The following is a 16,815-nucleotide window of genomic DNA, read 5'->3' on the forward strand; positions in this document are numbered from 1 at the left end:
CACCTCAATGACATTGCCGAGCGCCTCAACGACAGACCCCGGAAAATCCTCGACTTCCTCACCCCAAACGAGGTCTTCCAAAACTAGTCGCCGATGATCAGACCACGCCACAGAACGTTGCACTTCAAAATTGACACCGCCCGGCCCCGGCTTCTGTCGCTTGAGGCGGCGCCCGGTCAGCGACTCCAGGCGCCCGAGGAACTCGTCGTCGCCGATCGGCCGGCCGACGCTCTCGGCCCGACGCAGCGCCTGCATCGCCTCGGGATCGTCATCCGCCGCCAGCAGCCCCGCGAAGTCGGGATAGCGCTCGCGCACCGGCGCCGTGTCGGTCAACCCGTCCCCGGCGGCGCCGCGGCCGACCGGATGGCCGAGCTGGGCGTGGACACTCGACCAGCGCCAGTCCTCCGGTCGCGCGACGAGACCGGCCCGCACCGGGTTGCGGGCGGCATAGCGAAGCGCGGCCATCAGGTGCGATTCGTCCATCGCCACGCAACCGAAGCGGCCCTGCCAGAAATGCCCGCTGCGCCCGAGCCGCGCATGAATCCGCCCGGCATGAGCGCGGTGCACGCGGGAGAGCGCGCGCCGGAGGCCGTCCCCGTCGGTCGGCGTAAGGATCAGGTGCACATGGTTCGGCATCAGCACCCAGGCCCACACCCCGACCCCGGCGGTGCGGCATTCGGCCGCCAGCCGGTCCAGGTAGAAGCGGTAGTCGCCATCGTCGAAGAAGGTCTGCGCCCGGCCGTTGCCGCGCTGGGTGACGTGGTGCGGGATACCGGGGATAACCGTACGTGCCATCCGAGCCATCGGCGAACCCTGGCAGCCGGATCAGCCGGCGTCAATCAAGTGCACTGTCACCGAAATATCCACCGAAATATCGGGGAACGCTTCCGCCGGGGAACGCTTCCAGCGGCACATAGCAAAGCCCGCCTTCCGAGCCGAAAGGCGGGCTTCGGGTGCCGGTCCCGTCCGCCCGGGGCCGGCGATACTGTCCGCTTGGGGTGTGGCTAGACCTTCTCCAGGCGCGCTATCTCGTCCTTGATGGCGAGCTTCTTGCGCTTAAGGTCGTGGATAACCGCATCGTCGGGGTGGGGGCGCCGTTCTTCCTCCTCGAGCTTCGTCTCAAGAGACGCATGACGGGACAGAAGCGTATCGATCCGATCGATGGTGGTCATACGCACCTCCTTTCCTCGGTTCCGGACGGGATCGGCCCGGACTCAACAGGCTACGCCTCTGCACGTGAGGGCGTAAAGCGGAGGGTGCAAGTTCTTTGTCCGGCCCGCGAAACGTCGCGCCCCGGGCGGCCACCGATCAGCGGAACAGCGCCTCCACGGCGGCGGCGACCGACAGCAGCCGGTCGTCCGCCATGGTCTCGCCGACCAGCATCAGCCCGACCGGCGCCGAACCCGATTCGTGGACCGGCACGCTGGCCGAGCAGCGGTCCAGGAAGTTGCCGACCGAGCAGTTGCGCAGCATCAGGTTGTTGACCTTGGCGTAGACCTCGTCGCTGGCCTCCAACTCGGCGATCGGGGCGGCGACCCGCGCGGTGGTCGGCATCAGGATCGCGTCGAACGGCGCCGTCACGGCGTTGCAGGCGGCCTGGATCTCGGCCCGCCGCCGCAGCAGGGTGATGTAGTCGACGGCACTCTGCTCGGTGGCCCGGAGGATCCGCACCAGCACCCGGGGGTCGAACAGGTCGGGCGCGCGCAGCACATGGCGGGCATGCGCCTCGTAGCACTCCGGCGCCACCAGCCCGCCCTTGGCGTTGGCCTCGCCGATCTGCAGCAGTTCGCGGAACGGGATCTCGGTGACCACCGCGCCGGCCGCCGACAGCTTCGACAGCGCCGCCTCGAAGCCGTGCGCGGTGGCGCCGTCCAGGTCCTCCAGTACCACGCTCTGCGGCACCGCGAAGCGCAGGCCGGCGACCGGGCGGCGGGCGATCGGCCGGACCGGCTCGCCGGCCATCACCTGGTGCACCCGGGCGGCGCAGGCGACGGTCGGCGCCAGCGGGCCGATCGAGTCGAGCGAGGTCGACAGCGCGCAGGCGCCGGCCGTCGGCACCCGGCGCTGGGTCGGCTTGAAGCCGGCGAGGCCGCACAGCCCGCTCGGGATGCGCACCGAGCCGCCGGTGTCGGAGCCGATGCCGACGGTGGCCATGCCGTCGGTCACGCTGACCGCCGCCCCGGCCGACGAGCCGCCGGGGATCCGCCGTGTGTCGCGGTCCCAGGGATTGGCCGGCGTGCCGTAATGCGGGTTCAGGCCGACCCCGGAATAGGCGAACTCGGTCATGTTTGTGCGCCCGACCAGCACCGCGCCGGCGGCCCGCAGCCGCGCCACCACCGGGGCGTCGGCCTCGGCCGGCGGCTGGTCGGCCAGCACCTTGGAGCCGGCCATGGTGACCTGGCCGCGCAGGTCGAACAGGTCCTTCACCGAGATCGGCAGGCCTTCCAGCGGCCGCGCCGGCACCCCCGCCCGGCGCAGCCTGTCGCTCGCCTCGGCCTCGGCCCGCGCGGTGTCGGGCATCATCCGCACGAACACCCGGGCACCCTCCCCGGCGCTGTCGGCGGCGCGCTCCAGCGCGGTCTCCAGCATGGCGGAAGCACTGGTCCGCCCGACCTCCAGGTCGGTCAGCAGGGCGGCGATCGGGGTCAGGGGCGCGAAGCTCATCAGCTCACTTCCGGCAGGGTTTCGATGGAATAGGCATGCTCGACCGCGGCCCCGCTCTCGGGGTCGGACAGCCGCATGGCGAACCGGTCGGCGTGGCGGATGCCGCCGGAGACCGGCACCGTGCCGCACAGCATCACGGTGCCCGGCTTCAGGCCGCCATAGCCCTCCACCAGCTCGAGCAGCGGCCGGATCATCGCGAAGGTGCCGGTCTGGTAGACGACCTCCCGGCCGCCGATGGTGGCGCGGCTCTCCAGGGTCAGGCGGTCCATCCAGGGGCCCGGCTCGACCGGCCAGGCGGCGGTCGCCAGCACCTTCGGGCACATCTGCTTGGAGACCGCGATCGAGTAGCTCTCGACCTTGCGGTCGGTGTGGTCGGAACCGACGGTCAGCAGCAGCCCGTCGTCGGTCGCGATCAGCACCGGCTCGACCTCGCCCGAGCTGTCGCGACCCAGCACCTGGACCGTGTCGCTCTGCACCACCTGGGCGGCGGCGACGCGGTAGTAGAGCGGCACCTTGCTCGGCCCCGGCACGCCGATCGCCGCCAGTTCCTCGATGTGGTGGTCCAGCGCCGCCTTGTCGCGCCCGGTCCAGCCGGCCACCACGCAGTCCCGGACCCGCACCGAGACCGCTCCCGCCGGCGTCGTAAAGCTCAGAACCCGTCCGCTCATCTCGCTCCTCCCCGGAACCCGACCCGGAATCGCCGGACGATAGCCTCGCCGCCGGCTGCAAGGAAGCCCGGCAGAACGAAGTGTCGACCGTGATGTTGTTCGATTGTTGACAATCCAACAAACCGACGGCATGGTCCCGCCTTGTTCAGTCCAATGCGAGGAATCCATGCCGTCTTCGTCGATCCGCTACGTGTCCTTCGATTGCTACGGAACGCTGACGAACTTCCAGGTCGGCGACCTGACCCGCGGGCGGCTCGCCGACCGGGTTCCGACCGACCGGATGCCGGCGTTCCTGGAGGACTTCACCGCCTACCGCTTCGACGAGGTGCTGGGCGCCTGGAAGCCCTATGCCGAAGTGCTGCACCGTGCGCTCGAGCGGGTGTGCAATCGCTGGGCCGTCACGTTCCGGCCGGCCGACGCGCAGGCCATCGTCGACGCGGTCCCGGGCTGGGGTCCGCATGCCGACGTGCCTGCGGCCCTGGCCAAGGTGGCGGAGAAGCTGCCGCTGGTGATCCTGTCGAACGCTGCCGACGCGCAGATCCAGTCCAACGTCGCCAAGCTGGGCGCGCCGTTCCATGCGGTGCTGACCGCCGAGCAGGCGCAGGCCTACAAGCCGCGGCTGCAGGCCTTCGAGTACATGTTCGACACCCTGGGCTGCGGCCCGGAGCACTTCATGCATGTCTCGTCGAGCCTGCGCTACGACCTGATGTCGGCCAGCGACCTGCGGATCGGCCGGCGGGTGTTCGTGGAACGCGGCCACGGCCCCGGCAACCTGGCCTACGGCTACCAGGAGATCGCGGACCTGGGCGGGCTGCCCGGCCTGCTGGGGCTGTGACCGCCATGGCCCTCGCCCGGCGCCCGCTGGCGCGCGCCACCCTGTCGGTGCAGATCGCCGAACGGATCCGCGACGACATCCTGTCCGGCGCCTACCCGCCCGGCGCGCAGCTGCACGAGGTCGAGCTGGCCGTCGGCTTCGGCGTCAGCCGCGGACCGCTGCGCGAGGCCATGCAGCGACTGGTGCAGGAGGGCCTGCTTCGCAGCGAGCCGCACCGCGGCATGTTCGTACCGGACCTGACCGAGGCCGACCTGCTGGACGTGTTCTTCGTGCGCACCACCCTGGAGGTCGCGGCGCTGCGCCGGGTGGCCGCCGGGGACCGGCGTCGCGCGGTGGCCGACACACTGGCCGGGATCGCCGACCGCATGGACCGGGCGATGAAGGCCGGAGACTGGGCGGCCGGCGGCGAGCTCGACTTCGCGTTCCACCGCAGCCTGGTCGACGCCGCCGGCAGCGAGCGGCTGTCGCGTACCTACACCACCGTCCAGGCCGAGACCCGGCTCTGCCTGCACCGGCTGATGGGCGGCTACCGCAGCAGCGCGCATCTCGCGGTCGAGCACCACCGGCTGGCCGGCCTGATCGCCGAAGCCCCGGTCGAGGCCGCGGTCGCGGAACTGCAGAAACACCTCGCCGATCCGGCCCGCTACCTGCGCAAGGTCCGCGCGGCCGCCCAAAGTGGCCACGGCTCTTCCGAACAGACCAGATGACCGACGCCACCACCTTCCCGGCCGTCGGGCCGGCCGATCTCGACGCCGTCGCCGCCCTGGTCGCCGAGGTGCGCTGGCCGCATCGGCCGGTCGACATCGACGCGCTGATCCGGCTCGGCCACGGCCGGCTGGTGTGCGACGGCGACGACACGCTGGGCGTCGGCCTCTGGTGGGGCTTCGGCGACGCCCTGGCCCGGCTCGGCCTGATCATCGTCTCGCCCGGCGCCCAGGGACGCGGCCTCGGCCGCAGGCTGGTCGAGGCGCTGCTGGCCGACGCCGCGCCGCGCCCGGTCACGCTGCTGGCCACCCGGGCCGGCCGGCCGCTGTACGACCGCCTCGGCTTCGTCGCCACCGGCAGCGAGATCGCCCAGCATCAGGGCGAGTATCGGGGAAGCACGCGGCGCGACCCGCGGGTCCGCATCGCCGTGCCGGCCGACCTGCCGGCGCTCGACCGGATCGACGCCGCCGCCTTCGGGACCGGGCGCCGCCCGGTGCTCGACGAGCTGATGACCCCCGGCCGCACCGCGGTGCTGGTCGATGGCAACGAAATCGCGGGCTATGCGGTCGAACGGCCGTTCGGGCGCGGCACCGTCATCGGCCCGGTGGTGGCGCGCGACGAGGCCGACGCCATCGCCCTGTTCGACGCGCTGGCCCGGCCCGGCTTCCTGCGGGTCGACCTGCCGACCGATGCGCCAAGATTCGCCGCCCATGTCTCCACCGCCGGCTTGGCCTTCGACAGCGCCTCGCCGGTCATGACCCTCGGCGCGGTCCCGGCTCCGGCCGGGCCGCATCGGATCTTCGCGCTCGCCAGCCATGCGCTGGGATAGGAGAGGAACGCCATGTACCGCAGCATCGTGATCGGTCGCGGGCTGATCGGCAGCGCCGCCGCCCGGCACCTGTCGGAACTGTCCGACGGGATCGCCCTGCTCGGCCCGGACGAGCCGGTGGAGCGCGCCACCCATACCGGCGTGTTCGCCAGCCACTACGACGAGGGCCGGATGACCCGGGTGGTCGACCCCGACATGGCCTGGGCGATCACCGCCAGGCGCTCGATCGACCGCTACGCCGACCTGCAGGCGCGCAGCGGCATCGCCTTCTTCACCGAGTCCGGCTATCTCGGGATCGGCGGGCCCGGCGCCGACTATATCGCCCGCTCCGAGGCGGCCGGCCGCGAACTCGGCGCCGACATCACCCGGCTCGACGCCGCCGGCATCCGCACCCGATTCCCGTTCGTGAACGTGCCGGACGACGCCGACGGCCTGCACGAGGGCCACAACGCCGGCCATCTCAGCCCGCGCGCCATGGTGCGGGCCCAGACCGCGGTCGCCCGGCTGCAGGGGACCGAGATCGTCGCCGACCACGCCACCGCGGTGCGGGCGGTGCCGGGCGGCGTCGAGGTCGAGACCGCCGGCGGGCAGACGCTGCGGGCCGAGCGGGTACTGGTGGCGGCCGGCGCCTTCACCGACGCCTGCCGGCTGGTACCGGTCGACCTGAAGCTGCGGGTGTTCGGCCGCACCGTGGTGCTGGCCCGCATCGACGACGACATGGCCGCCGACTTCCGCGGCATGCCGACCATGGGTCATGCCGAGACCGGCGCCTACATCCTGCCGCCGATCCGCTATCCCGACGGCAACAGCTACCTGAAGATCGGCATCGGCACGACCGGCGACGCCAATCTGCGGTCGCTGGAGGACCTGACGGCCTGGTTCAAGGGCCCGGGCTCCGAGGCCAACCGCCGCGACTTCCAGGCCTTCCTGACCGACCTGCTGCCGCCGCTGGCGCGCTGCCGGGCCTGGCACACCGACACCTGCGCGGTGGCCTGGACCGCCACCGGCCTGCCCTATATCGACCACGTCCTCGACGACCGCATCGCCGTCGCGGTCGGCGGCAACGGCAAGGGGGCGAAATCGTCCGACGATTGGGGCTGGCTGGCGGCCCGGATGATGGCCGGGTTGGACTGGGACCATCCGGTGGAGAAGGAGCGGCTCAGAGTGCCGCGGGGTTGAAGGCAGGCAACGGCTTGCCCCTTGCCCGGCGCTCCCGCGTCTGCCCCACTACCGCCCATGACACAGTTCCAGAGCATCGGCGACCTGCCGCTCCGCCTGGGCGGCACGCTGCGTGACGCCCGGCTCGCCTACGTATCCCTCGGCACCCTGGCGCCCGATGGCCGCAACGCCGTGCTGATGACCCACGGCTACACCTCCTCGCACGAGTACATTCTGGGCGGGGCGGCGGCGTCGGCGTCGGAGGGCAGCTGGGCCGACCTGGTGGGGCCGGGCAAGGCGATCGACACCGACCGGTATTTCGTCGTCAGCTCGACCATGCTGGGCGCCCCCTTCGGCTCGACCGCGCCGCGCAGCCCGAACCCGGACGGCGGGCGCGCCTACGGCCCGGATTTCCCGGCGATCACCCTGCCCGACATCGTCGCCGCCCAGCGCCGGCTGCTGGACGCGCTGGGGGTCGAGGGACTGGTCGCGGTGATCGGGCCGTCCTACGGCGGCTTCCAGGCCTTCACCTGGGGGGTGGAGTACCCGGACTTCATGAAGGGCCTGGTGCCGGCGGTGACGGCGCCGAACAGCCGCGCCATCGACATCGACGCGACCGAGGCGTTCCTGGCCCGCGACCCGAACTGGAACGACGGCCACTACTACGAGGCAGGCGGCATCCTCGGCACCATGACCGCACTGCGCGAGGACACGCTCAGGCGCTACGGCCTGGACGAGGCGCTGCAGGCCCGCCTGCCCGACAAGCCGGCGCGCGACGCCGAGATCGCCCGGATGGCCCGGGACTGGGCGGCGGCGGCCGACGGCCACTCGTTGCTGGTGCTGGGCCGGGCGATGAATTCCTACGACGTGCGGCCCGACCTGGCGAAGATCCGGGCCAGGGTGCTGTACGTGCTGTCGCGCACCGACAAGCTGTTCCCGCCGTCGCTGGCGCCCGAGGTGATGGCGGCGCTGACGGCCGCCGGGGTCGACGCGACCTACGTCGAGATCGACAGCGAGCACGGCCACCTGGCGTCCGGCAGCGACGCCGCGAAATGGGAGCCGGCGCTGCGGCGGTTCCTCGCCGCACTGTAGCGCCGGCTCCGGTCTTCATGCTTCGATGAAGGCCAGCAGATCGGCATTGATGACGTCGGCGTTCACCGTGCACATGCCGTGCGAGTAGCCTTCGTAGACCTTCAGCGTGGCGTTCTTCACCAGCTTGGCCGACAGCAGGGCGGAATCGGCGATCGGCACCACCTGGTCGTCGTCGCCGTGCATCACCAGGGTCGGGACCGCGACCGCCTTCAGGTCGTCGGTGAAGTCGGTCTCCGAGAACGCCGCGATGCCGTCGTAGTGGGCCTTCGCCCCGCCCATCATGCCCTGCCGCCACCAGTTCTGGACGACACCCTGCGAGACCTCGGCGCCCGGCCGGTTGAAGCCGTAGAACGGGCCGGCCGCGACGTCGAGGTAGAACTGCGCGCGGTTGGCGGCGAGTGCCGACCGGAACCCGTCGAACACCTCGATCGGCAGGCCGCCGGGGTTGGCGGCGGTCTTCAGCATGATCGGCGGCACCGCCCCGATCAGCACCAGCTTGGCGACCCGCCCGGCCTGCTGGCCGTGCCGCACCACGTAGTGCAGGGCCTCGCCGCCGCCGGTGGAATGGCCGATGTGGACGGCGTTGCGCAGGTCGAGGCGCTCGACCACGGCGGTCACGTCGGCGGCGTAATGGTCCATGTCGTGGCCGTCTCCGACCTGGGTCGAGCGGCCGTGGCCACGCCGGTCATGGGCGATCACGCGGTAGCCCTTGCCGGTGAAGAACACCAGCTGGGCGTCCCAGTCGTCGCCGCTGAGCGGCCAGCCGTGGTGGAACACCAGCGGCCGGGCATCCTTCGGCCCCCAGTCCTTGTAGAAGATCTCGACGCCGTCCTTGGTGATGACCGTGCTCATGGTCGGTGCTCCGTGGTCGATCGCGTGGCGGGAGAAGGCGCAGTCCGCATGCACTGCCGGACACCGGACCGGCCGCAGATCGAGCCGTTCGCCGAGCCGGGCCCGGCGGGCGAGCGGCAAGGTCGGAAGGCCCGGCGTCGACCGCAATCATATCTTGAGACGGGCCCGGCGCGAGCCCCGGTCGGCGACCGGCCGCGAGAGTCAGTACGGCAGGCCGACGTAGTTCTCGGCCATCGCGGTCATCGCCGCGGTCGAGCCGAACAGGTAGTCGAGTTCGGCGTGCTGGATGCGGTGGCCGAACGAGCCGTCCGCCGGGAAGCTGTGCAGCAGGGTGGTCATCCACCAGGAGAACCGCTCGGCCTTCCAGATTCGTCTGAGCGCCCTCTCGGAATAGGCGCGCAGCCCGTTCTCGTCGCCGTCGTGATAGTGGGCGATCAGCGCCCGGCTGAGATAGTGCACGTCCGAGGCCGCCAGGTTCAGACCCTTGGCGCCGGTCGGCGGCACGATGTGCCCGGCATCGCCGGCCAGGAACAGCCGGCCGTGGCTCAACGGCTCGGCGACGAAGCTGCGCAGCGGCGCGATCGACTTCTCGACCGACGGTCCGGTCTCCAGCCGCGCCGCCACTTCCGGCGGCAGGCGTCGCCCCAGCTCCTCCCAGAACCGGTCGTCGCTCCACTCCTCCACTTCGGTCGCCAGCGGCACCTGCACGTAGTAGCGGCTGAGGACGTCGGAGCGCAGCGAGCAGAGCGCGAAGCCGCGTTCGTGGTTGGCGTAGATCAGCTCGTGATCGACCGGCTTCGTGCGCGACAACACGCCCAGCCAGCCGAACGGGTAGACCTTCTCGTGCTCGACGATCCGGTCCTTCGGGATCGACTGCCGGCCGACCCCGTGGAAACCGTCGCAGGCGGCGACGAAGTCGCAGTCGACGCGGAAGGCCTCGCCGCCCCTGTGCCAGGTGAGGAAGGGCCGATCGGTCTCCAGGTCGTGCGGGGTGACGTCCTCGGCCTCGTGGATCACCACCCCGCCCATGGCGTCGCGGGCCTCGTACAGGTCGTGGGTCACCTCGGTCTGGCCGTAGACCATCACCGTCTTGCCGCCGGTCAGGCCGGCCAGGTCGAGCCGCTCGAGGCGGCCGTCGAAGGCGAGGTTGACGCCCTCGTGGACCTGCCCTTCGGCGTCCATGCGCTCGCCGACCCCGGCGGCCCGCAGCATGTCGGCCAGGCCCTGCTCCAGAACGCCGGCGCGGATCCGGCTCAGCACGTACTCCCGAGTGCGCCGCTCCAGCACCACGGTGTCGATGCCGGCACGGTGCAGGATCTGGCTCAGCAGCAGGCCCGACGGCCCGGCGCCGATGATTGCGACCTTGGTTCTCATGTCCCCTCGCTCCCGATGCTGCCCGGCCCGGAACACCCGGCGCCGGACGCGTTCAGCCGCCGCGGCCGCCGGCGATCGTGTCGACGTTCCGACGCATGATCCGCATGACCCGCAGGAATGCCTCCAGGTCCTCCGGGTCGACCCCCTCGATCAGCCGTCGCTCGCGCTCAAGCGCAACCGCCAGCACCCGGTCGTGCAGGCGGTAGCCTTCGTCGTTCAGCCACCAGACCTTGCGGCGCGGATCCTGCTCCGGCGCCTCGAATGCCAGGCAGCCAAGGTCGTGCAGGCGCGCCAGGGCCCGGCTGGTCGCTCCCTTGTCGAGGGCTACCAGCTCGCAGATCCGGGATGCCGGGATGCGCGGCTCGCTGGCGAGCGTGGCGATCGCCCGCCACTCGACGATGCCGATCCCGAAGCGCTCGAGGTAGATCTGGGAGGCGCCGCGCGAGAGCGCGTTGGTCACCGACGCCAGGAAGTACGGGACATAGGCGGTCACGTCGATGACCGGCCGCCCGTTCCGTTCCGTCGTAGGCGCCGACAACCGACCGTCCGGACAGGCCGGCCCGGCGGCGGCCCTTCCGTGTCTCGCCTCGTGCTGAACCATCGGCCCGCCATCCATGGCTAGCGAGTTGCGATATCAACTGAAACTATCCGGCAGACAGTTGCGATGTCAACCGAACAACAGGAAGCCACCCCCTCGCCGCGCTTGCCACGTGTTGCACCGCACCCTACGGTGCCGGCATGCCATCCGGCACCGCGTCCTCCCCCGCACCGGCCAGTCCCGGAAACCGAGACACGTTGATCGCCTTCCTGTTCATGGGGGTTTCGATCACGCTGCTGCCGTTCATGAACGTGGCGGCCAAGTACCTGTCCACCGACTACCCGACCACCATGGTGCTATGGGCCCGCTACACCGGGCACCTGGTGTTCATGATGGCAATGTTCATGCCGCGGCGCGGGCTCGGCCTGCTGCGCGCCAGCCGGCCGGGCGTGCACATCGTCCGCTCGCTGCTGATGTTCGTGTCGACGGTCTGCTTCTTCACGGCGCTGCGCTGGATCGACGTGCCGACCGCCAGCGCGATCAACTTCACCGGGCCGCTGATCGTCACGGCCCTGGCGGCGCCGATGCTCGGCGAGAAGGTCGGCCCGCGGCGCTGGGCGGCGGTCGGCGTCGGCTTCGTCGGTGCCATGATCATCATCCGGCCCGGCGGCGCCGAGACCCACTGGGCGATGCTGCTGGTGCTGGTCACCGCCCTGACCTACGCGATGTACCAGATCGTCACCCGCAAGACCTCGACCGCCGACACGCCGGAGACCTCGATCACCTACATCGCGGTGGTCGGGGCCGTACTGTCGTCGCTGGTGGTGCCGTTCGACTGGGTGACGCCGGACAATGCCGTCGACGTCGGGCTGTTCTGCCTGCTCGGCCTGATCGGCGGCATCGGCCACTACTTCATCATCCGGGCCTTCCAGCTCGGCGAGGCGTCGCTGCTGTCGCCGTTCGCCTACGGCCAGCTGATCATGGCCACGGTCCTGAGCTTCCTGGTGTTCGGCACCTTCCCGGACCTGTGGACCTTCGTCGGCGCCGGGGTGATCGTGGTCAGCGGCCTGTACATCACCTACCGCGAAACCCACCGCAAGGTGACGGTCACCCGCGATCAGCCGTCGTCGGGGACCTGAGCCGCCCAGGCCGCGAGGTCGTCGGCGACCCGCGTCACCAGCGGCTCCCACGGCTCGACCTGGGCCTTGCGATACGGCCGGACGGTCGGGAAGCCCGGGTAGCGATCGGTCCCGAACTCCAGGAACACCGGCGTGTTGTAGAGCAGCCAGTTCGGCACCCCGACCGCGGCGGCGATCCAGCCCAGCGTGCTGGACGGGCAGATCACCACGTCGAGCTGCGAGACCAGTGCCATCACCCCCTCGATGTCGGCGGTGGTGTCGAGGCCCGGAATCACCGCCACCGGGCGGTCGATGCGCTGCAGCTCGTCCTGCCAGCCGGTGCCGTATTGCAGGCACACGAAGCGGGCGCCCGGCACCCGCAGCACCGGATCGAGGGCCGGCAGCCCAGGATAGTGCACGTTGCGCATCTCGGTCAGGCGCCGGCTGCGCCATGACAGCCCGACCTTCAGCCCGGGGCCGAGCCGGTCGAGCTCGCGGCGCATCGCCGCCACCCGGTCGGGATCCGGCGTCAGCCAGGGTCCGGCGGCGGCGTCGAGCGCCGCGACCGACGGGCGGAACCAGCGCATCAGGGCGCCGGCCTCGATCATGACGTCGGGCTTCAGCTCGGGCGGAATCCAGCCGTAGTGCTGTACCGGACGGCTGTGCGTCCCGCGGCGGTCGTAGGGATGGACGAACACGTCCGGGAACGAGCGGCGGAACAGGGTCACCAGCCGCTGGTCGCACTCCAGCACGACCCTGCCCGCCGCCTTCACGACGTCCGCCACGCAGCTCGCGAACAGCAGTTCGTCGCCGATGCCCTGGTCGGCGGTGATCAGCAGGGTCCGTCCGGCCAGGTCGTCACCGGACCAGCGTGGTGCCGCGTCCACGCGCCTCACGGCGCTGGACTTCTGCCACAGCGCATCGTAGTCGGCCCAGCCCCGGGCGAGGTCGCCGGCGGCCAGCAGATGGATGCCGCAGCGGAACCGCAGCTGGGGATTCCCCGGATCCGTCTCGACCGCCCGCTTCGAGTATTGCGTCGCGGTACCGGGATCGCCGCTCGCGAACGCGGTCTCGGCCCGGCCGGCCCAGGCGCTGCCGAATCCCGGCCGGATCTCGACCGCATGCCGGAAGCAGCGGTCCGACAGCTCGACCTGCAGCCGCACCAGGTATCGATAGCCCAGATCATTCCAGGGCTCCGCGAGGCCAGGGTCCAGCAGCACCGCGCGCCGAAGGTGATGCTCGGCTTCCTCGTAGCGCTCGGCTTCGACGAGCACCGACCCGAGATTGGTCCGCCGCACCGCCAGCATCGGGCGCACCGCCAGGGCCCGGCGATGCGACTGCAGGGCGCGATCCAGGTCGACGTTGACCCGCTCCAGGGCACCGAGACCGCCCCAGGCCTCGTCATGCGCCGGCTCCAGCACCAGCGCCCGGCGCAGGCTTCGCCGCGCCTCCTCGCTCCCGGAAAGCCAGGGCAGCGAGGCGCCGAGATTCGCCAGGGCGTCGGCATAGAGCGGGTTGATCCTGACCGCCTGACGGAAGAACTCGACCGCCTTCGGGGCCTGGCCGAGCGCCCGCAGGACCATGCCGAGGTTGTTGCGATACTCCGGTACGTTCTGGCGCTGGGCGATCGCCGCGCGGATCAGCGGCTCCGCGCCCTGGTGGTTGCCGAGCTGGTGCAGCACCAGCCCCAGCAGGTGCAGGGCGTCGGCGTGCTTCGGGTCGCGCTTCAGCAATTGCCCGTAGATCGCGGCCGCCTCGCGCAGCCGGCCGACCCGGTGCAGGTCCAGCCCCCGGGTGATCGACGGCGCTGCCGGCTGCATGCCGCTAGCCATCCAGGCCCGGCACCCCGCCCTCCACCATGTCGGCGGCAAGCGGCTCGCCGCGGGTCAGGTCGCGGGCCGCCCGCCGGCCCAGCACCGCGTCGAGCCACTTCGGCGCCATTCCGAGGGCCGGCCGGATCGACCGGACCGACGCCTCGGTCAGCGGCTCGCCGGCCCGGACGTCGGCGACCACGTAGAGCGAGCGCCGGAACTTCAGGGTCTTCTTCTCGGACTCGGTCGGGCCGTAGGCCGGTGTCCCGACGGCGGCATGGGCGACCCGGGCGTCACGGACCAGCCGGGCCAGTTCCTCGGGCTCCAGCGAGAACGCGCTGTCGACCCCGCCGTCGGCGCGCGCCAGGGTGACGTGCTTCTCGATCAGGCTCGCCCCCATCGCCACCGCCTGGGTGGCGATGGCGGTGTCCATGGTGTGGTCGGACAGCCCGACCACCGTGCCCAACCGGCGTTCCAGGTCGCGGATGGTCGCGAGATTGGCCTCCTCCGGCGGGGTCGGATAGGCGCTGACGCAGTGCAGGACGCAGATCGCGGTCGCGCCGGCGCCCCGGGCGGCGGCCACCGCCTCCTCGGTCTCCTCGAGGGTGGCCATGCCGGTCGAGATGATCATGGGCTTGCCGGTGCGCGCCACCCGGCGGATCAGCGGCAGGTCGACGATTTCGGGCGAGGCGATCTTGTAGGCCGGCGCGTCGAGCGACTCGAGAAGCTCGACGGCGGTCGGGTCGAACGGCGCCGAGAACACCGTGATCCCGAGCTCGTGCGCCCGCGCGAAGATCGGACCGTGCCAGTCCCACGGGGTGTGCGCCTCGTCGTAAAGCTCGTACAGCCGGCGGCCGTCCCACAGGCCGCCATGCACCAGGAACTCCGGCCGGTCGCAGTCCAGGGTGATGGTGTCGGCGCGATAGGTCTGCAGCTTCACAGCATCGGCCCCGGCCGCCTTGGCGGCCTCCAGGATGCGGAACGCCCGCTCGATGTCGCCGTTATGGTTGCCGGACATCTCGGCCACGATATAGGGAGGCTGGTCCGGCCCGATGCGGCGCCCGGCGATGCTGAACTCGGCTGCCACGTGTCATCCTCCGTCGGGATCCCGGTGCGACCCTGCCGGGGACGATACCGCCCAACCGGCAGCAGTTGAAGCGACACGACCGAGCCGGCTGCCCGGCGTCAGTTGCGCCAGCGGTAGATCAGCAGGTCGTCCTTGCGGTCGGTCGCGACGAAGCCGCAGCGTTCGAACAGCCGCAGGCTCGGCCCGTTCGAAGGGCGGATCATGGCCGTGATCGCGTCGCCCGGCCAGATGCGGGCCGTCTCCGCCAGCGCCGCGTGCAGCATGACCGCCCCGACCCCTCGGCCGCGCATCGCCGGGGCGACGGTGATCGACAGCTCGACCGGCCCGCCGGCATTCCGCACGGCCGAGACCGTCCCGAGCCTCTCGACACCACGCTCGGCGATCCAGATCCGCCGATTCGCGTCGGCCAGCGCCCGGAGCAGCCAGGCATCATGCGACTCGCGGGAGATCTCGGCTGTGTTCCGCGAATTGGTCCGGGTCACCGGGTCGTTGCGCCACGCCAGCAGATCGTCGGCGTCACAGGCCTCTGCGAGGCGAAGCGTCAGCGTGATGCCCTCTGTCATGACCGGAGTCTAGCGCCTTGCGGCGGGTCCCGCGACGGCGTGGTAGGGTCGGCCCACCAAAAAGGGGAAGCCGCGTGACCGTCGCCGCCGTCGTCCAGGCCCGCATGACCTCGACCCGCCTGCCGGGCAAGGTGCTGCTGCGCGCCGCCGGCCGCGAGATGCTGGCACACCAGATCGACCGGGTGCGGCGCGCCGGCACGGTCGACGCGATCTGCATCGCCACCACCGTCAATGCCGAGGACGATCCGGTCGCCGCCCTGGCGCAGCGCGAGGGCGTCGCCGTGTTCCGCGGATCCGAGCACGACGTGCTGGACCGCTTCGTGAGGGCGGCCGGCCATGTCGGCGCCGAGGTCGCGGTCCGCCTGACCGGCGACTGCCCGCTGACCGACCCGGCGCTGATCGACGCGGTGGTCGGGGTGTTCCGGTCCGCAACTCCGCCGGTCGACTACGCCTCCAACAGCTTCCCGCGGACCTGGCCGGTCGGGCTGGACGTCGAGGTGGCGTCGATGGCCGCCTTGCGCGTCGCCGCGGCCGAGGCCGACGATCCCTACGACCGCGAGCACGTGATGCCGTTCCTGTACCGCCAGCCGCAGCGGTTCCGCACCGCCGGCTATCCGGCGCCGTCCGACCTGTCCGGCTATCGCTGGACCCTCGACGAAGCGTCCGACTACACGCTGATCCGGACGATCCTGGAAGCGTTGCTGCCGGCCAACCCGGCCTTCGGCTGGCGCGATGTGATCGCGCTGCTGGAAGCGCATCCCGAGTGGCGTAGTCTCAACGCCGGCGTCGCCCAGAAGCAGCGGCGCTACGAGCAGCAGGGCAGCGGGGTGGCCGATGGCTGAGGCATGGAAGACCGAGCAGGAAGCGTTCTGGAGCGGCGCGTTCGGCGACGATTATGTCGACCGCAACCGCGGCGAGGCCCTGGCCGCCGGTCGGACCCACATGTTCTCGAACGTGCTGCGCCGGGCCGGGCGGGTGGCCTCGGCGGTGGAGTTCGGCCCGAATGTCGGGCTCAACCTGGTATCGCTGCGCCGCCTGCTGCCGGCGATCGAGCTGGCGGCGATCGAGATCAACGCCAAGGCCGTGGAATCGCTTCGCCGGATCGACGGCCTGACGGTCCACCACGGCTCGATCCTGGAGCGCCACGTAACGCGGACCTATGACCTGGCGTTCTGCTCGGGCGTGCTCATCCACATCAACCCGGACGCCCTGCCGGCGGTCTACGACAACCTTTACGCCGCTTCCGGCCGGCTGGTCCTGCTGGCCGAGTACTACAACCCCGCCCCGGTCGCGATCCCGTACCGCGGTCATGCCGAGCGGCTGTTCAAGCGCGACTTCGCCGGCGAGATGCTCGACCGCTTCCCGGACCTGCGGCTGGTCGACTATGGCTTCCAGTATCACCGCGACCCGAACTTCCCGGCCGACGACCTGACCTGGTTCCTGATGGAGAAGACGCGTTAGCCGCATATGCCGGGCAGCGGGCGGTGCATACTCCCCCGGCACACCCGAAGAGGACTCACC

Annotated in this window: 18 protein-coding genes; 8 read left to right on the top strand and 10 right to left on the bottom strand. The window is 71.2% G+C overall.

Going from position 1 to position 16,815, the window contains the following annotated elements; translation table 11 throughout:
• The 4 genes from RIC31_RS15095 to RIC31_RS15110 all read right to left on the bottom strand — a co-directional run.
• Nucleotides 1–795, bottom strand: a 795-nt coding sequence (locus tag RIC31_RS15095; RefSeq protein WP_350109161.1) for a transposase, incomplete at its 3' end; no start/stop codon positions are given.
• A 209-nt stretch (nucleotides 796–1,004) separates the two neighbouring features.
• Nucleotides 1,005–1,172: a YdcH family protein gene (locus RIC31_RS15100; protein WP_350109164.1), complete on the bottom strand. Its 168-nt coding sequence runs from the start codon at nucleotides 1,170–1,172 to the stop codon at nucleotides 1,005–1,007.
• Between the two features lie 136 nt (nucleotides 1,173–1,308).
• Nucleotides 1,309–2,664, bottom strand: a complete 1,356-nt coding sequence (locus RIC31_RS15105; RefSeq protein WP_350109167.1) for an amidase — start codon at nucleotides 2,662–2,664, stop codon at nucleotides 1,309–1,311.
• The gene (locus tag RIC31_RS15110) at nucleotides 2,664–3,332 is read right to left on the bottom strand and encodes a DUF2848 domain-containing protein (RefSeq protein ID WP_350109170.1); all 669 of its coding nucleotides are present in this window, start codon (nucleotides 3,330–3,332) and stop codon (nucleotides 2,664–2,666) included. The genes RIC31_RS15105 and RIC31_RS15110 overlap by 1 nt, the downstream gene beginning before the upstream one ends.
• Before the next feature lie 166 nt (nucleotides 3,333–3,498).
• Here RIC31_RS15110 and RIC31_RS15115 point away from each other — a divergent pair, with 166 nt between their 5' ends.
• From RIC31_RS15115 to RIC31_RS15135, 5 genes are read left to right on the top strand one after another with little or no spacing between them, the layout of a single operon-like run.
• Complete coding sequence (locus RIC31_RS15115; protein WP_350109173.1) at nucleotides 3,499–4,167, top strand: haloacid dehalogenase type II; 669 nt, start codon at nucleotides 3,499–3,501, stop codon at nucleotides 4,165–4,167.
• A 5-nt stretch (nucleotides 4,168–4,172) separates the two neighbouring features.
• Nucleotides 4,173–4,874 carry a GntR family transcriptional regulator gene (locus RIC31_RS15120; RefSeq protein WP_350109176.1) on the top strand — a complete coding sequence of 234 codons (702 nt, stop codon included), beginning with the start codon at nucleotides 4,173–4,175 and terminating at the stop codon, nucleotides 4,872–4,874.
• Complete coding sequence (locus RIC31_RS15125; protein WP_350109179.1) at nucleotides 4,871–5,701, top strand: GNAT family N-acetyltransferase; 831 nt, start codon at nucleotides 4,871–4,873, stop codon at nucleotides 5,699–5,701. The genes RIC31_RS15120 and RIC31_RS15125 overlap by 4 nt, the downstream gene beginning before the upstream one ends.
• A 12-nt stretch (nucleotides 5,702–5,713) precedes the next feature.
• On the top strand, nucleotides 5,714–6,880 hold the full coding sequence (locus RIC31_RS15130) for an NAD(P)/FAD-dependent oxidoreductase (RefSeq protein WP_350109182.1): 1,167 nt from the start codon (nucleotides 5,714–5,716) through the stop codon (nucleotides 6,878–6,880).
• Between the two features lie 57 nt (nucleotides 6,881–6,937).
• A complete protein-coding gene (locus RIC31_RS15135; RefSeq protein ID WP_350109185.1) occupies nucleotides 6,938–7,951 on the top strand; it encodes an alpha/beta fold hydrolase in 1,014 nt (337 codons plus the stop codon).
• Nucleotides 7,952–7,966: 15 nt separating this feature from the next.
• Here the strand turns inward: RIC31_RS15135 and RIC31_RS15140 are convergent, their stop codons facing one another.
• From RIC31_RS15140 to RIC31_RS15150, 3 genes are all read right to left on the bottom strand, one after another.
• The gene (locus tag RIC31_RS15140) at nucleotides 7,967–8,803 is read right to left on the bottom strand and encodes an alpha/beta fold hydrolase (protein ID WP_350109188.1); all 837 of its coding nucleotides are present in this window, start codon (nucleotides 8,801–8,803) and stop codon (nucleotides 7,967–7,969) included.
• 201 nt (nucleotides 8,804–9,004) lie between these two features.
• Nucleotides 9,005–10,177 carry a 4-hydroxybenzoate 3-monooxygenase gene (pobA, locus tag RIC31_RS15145; protein WP_350109191.1) on the bottom strand — a complete coding sequence of 391 codons (1,173 nt, stop codon included), beginning with the start codon at nucleotides 10,175–10,177 and terminating at the stop codon, nucleotides 9,005–9,007.
• Between the two features lie 52 nt (nucleotides 10,178–10,229).
• Nucleotides 10,230–10,670 (bottom strand): MarR family winged helix-turn-helix transcriptional regulator, encoded by a 441-nt coding sequence (locus RIC31_RS15150; protein ID WP_350109194.1) that lies wholly within the window; start codon nucleotides 10,668–10,670, stop codon nucleotides 10,230–10,232.
• A 302-nt stretch (nucleotides 10,671–10,972) separates the two neighbouring features.
• On the opposite strand from RIC31_RS15150, the gene RIC31_RS15155 reads away from it, so the two are divergent.
• Nucleotides 10,973–11,854 (top strand): DMT family transporter, encoded by an 882-nt coding sequence (locus RIC31_RS15155; protein ID WP_350109197.1) that lies wholly within the window; start codon nucleotides 10,973–10,975, stop codon nucleotides 11,852–11,854.
• Here the strand turns inward: RIC31_RS15155 and RIC31_RS15160 are convergent.
• The 3 genes from RIC31_RS15160 to RIC31_RS15170 all read right to left on the bottom strand — a co-directional run bounded on the left by RIC31_RS15160 (nucleotide 11,833) and on the right by RIC31_RS15170 (nucleotide 15,294).
• The gene (locus tag RIC31_RS15160; RefSeq protein WP_350109200.1) at nucleotides 11,833–13,653 is read right to left on the bottom strand and encodes a tetratricopeptide repeat protein; all 1,821 of its coding nucleotides are present in this window, start codon (nucleotides 13,651–13,653) and stop codon (nucleotides 11,833–11,835) included. The two genes, RIC31_RS15155 and RIC31_RS15160, sit on opposite strands and share 22 nt — an antisense overlap.
• Nucleotides 13,654–13,657: 4 nt before the next feature.
• Nucleotides 13,658–14,731, bottom strand: a complete 1,074-nt coding sequence (gene pseI, locus RIC31_RS15165) for a pseudaminic acid synthase (RefSeq protein ID WP_350109203.1) — start codon at nucleotides 14,729–14,731, stop codon at nucleotides 13,658–13,660.
• A gap of 98 nt (nucleotides 14,732–14,829) precedes the next feature.
• The gene (locus RIC31_RS15170) at nucleotides 14,830–15,294 is read right to left on the bottom strand and encodes a GNAT family N-acetyltransferase (RefSeq protein ID WP_350109206.1); all 465 of its coding nucleotides are present in this window, start codon (nucleotides 15,292–15,294) and stop codon (nucleotides 14,830–14,832) included.
• A gap of 74 nt (nucleotides 15,295–15,368) precedes the next feature.
• On the opposite strand from RIC31_RS15170, the gene RIC31_RS15175 reads away from it, so the two are divergent.
• Together RIC31_RS15175 and RIC31_RS15180 are read left to right on the top strand one after the other, a co-directional pair.
• Nucleotides 15,369–16,136: a cytidylyltransferase domain-containing protein gene (locus RIC31_RS15175; RefSeq protein WP_350109209.1), complete on the top strand. Its 768-nt coding sequence runs from the start codon at nucleotides 15,369–15,371 to the stop codon at nucleotides 16,134–16,136.
• Entirely contained in the window at nucleotides 16,129–16,755 is a 627-nt protein-coding gene (locus RIC31_RS15180; RefSeq protein ID WP_350109212.1) for a pseudaminic acid biosynthesis-associated methylase, read from the top strand. The genes RIC31_RS15175 and RIC31_RS15180 overlap by 8 nt, the downstream gene beginning before the upstream one ends.
• Nucleotides 16,756–16,815: the final 60 nt, after the last annotated feature.

This window comes from Thalassobaculum sp. (assembly GCF_040219615.1).
Classification (GTDB): domain Bacteria; phylum Pseudomonadota; class Alphaproteobacteria; order Thalassobaculales; family Thalassobaculaceae; genus Thalassobaculum_A.

Excerpts from the sequence above, each read along its gene's own strand:
- RIC31_RS15105 (WP_350109167.1), bottom strand. The coding sequence starts at position 2,664 with ATGAGCTTCGCGCCCCTGACCCCGATCGCCGCCCTGCTGACCGACCTG.
- RIC31_RS15100 (WP_350109164.1), bottom strand. The coding sequence starts at position 1,172 with ATGACCACCATCGATCGGATCGATACGCTTCTGTCCCGTCATGCGTCT.
- RIC31_RS15170 (WP_350109206.1), bottom strand. The coding sequence starts at position 15,294 with ATGACAGAGGGCATCACGCTGACGCTTCGCCTCGCAGAGGCCTGTGAC.
- RIC31_RS15135 (WP_350109185.1), top strand. The coding sequence starts at position 6,938 with ATGACACAGTTCCAGAGCATCGGCGACCTGCCGCTCCGCCTGGGCGGC.
- RIC31_RS15140 (WP_350109188.1), bottom strand. The coding sequence starts at position 8,803 with ATGAGCACGGTCATCACCAAGGACGGCGTCGAGATCTTCTACAAGGAC.
- RIC31_RS15125 (WP_350109179.1), top strand. The coding sequence starts at position 4,871 with ATGACCGACGCCACCACCTTCCCGGCCGTCGGGCCGGCCGATCTCGAC.
- RIC31_RS15110 (WP_350109170.1), bottom strand. The coding sequence starts at position 3,332 with ATGAGCGGACGGGTTCTGAGCTTTACGACGCCGGCGGGAGCGGTCTCG.
- RIC31_RS15115 (WP_350109173.1), top strand. The coding sequence starts at position 3,499 with ATGCCGTCTTCGTCGATCCGCTACGTGTCCTTCGATTGCTACGGAACG.
- RIC31_RS15130 (WP_350109182.1), top strand. The coding sequence starts at position 5,714 with ATGTACCGCAGCATCGTGATCGGTCGCGGGCTGATCGGCAGCGCCGCC.
- RIC31_RS15120 (WP_350109176.1), top strand. The coding sequence starts at position 4,173 with ATGGCCCTCGCCCGGCGCCCGCTGGCGCGCGCCACCCTGTCGGTGCAG.
- RIC31_RS15160 (WP_350109200.1), bottom strand. The coding sequence starts at position 13,653 with ATGCAGCCGGCAGCGCCGTCGATCACCCGGGGGCTGGACCTGCACCGG.
- pobA (WP_350109191.1), bottom strand. The coding sequence starts at position 10,177 with ATGAGAACCAAGGTCGCAATCATCGGCGCCGGGCCGTCGGGCCTGCTG.
- RIC31_RS15180 (WP_350109212.1), top strand. The coding sequence starts at position 16,129 with ATGGCTGAGGCATGGAAGACCGAGCAGGAAGCGTTCTGGAGCGGCGCG.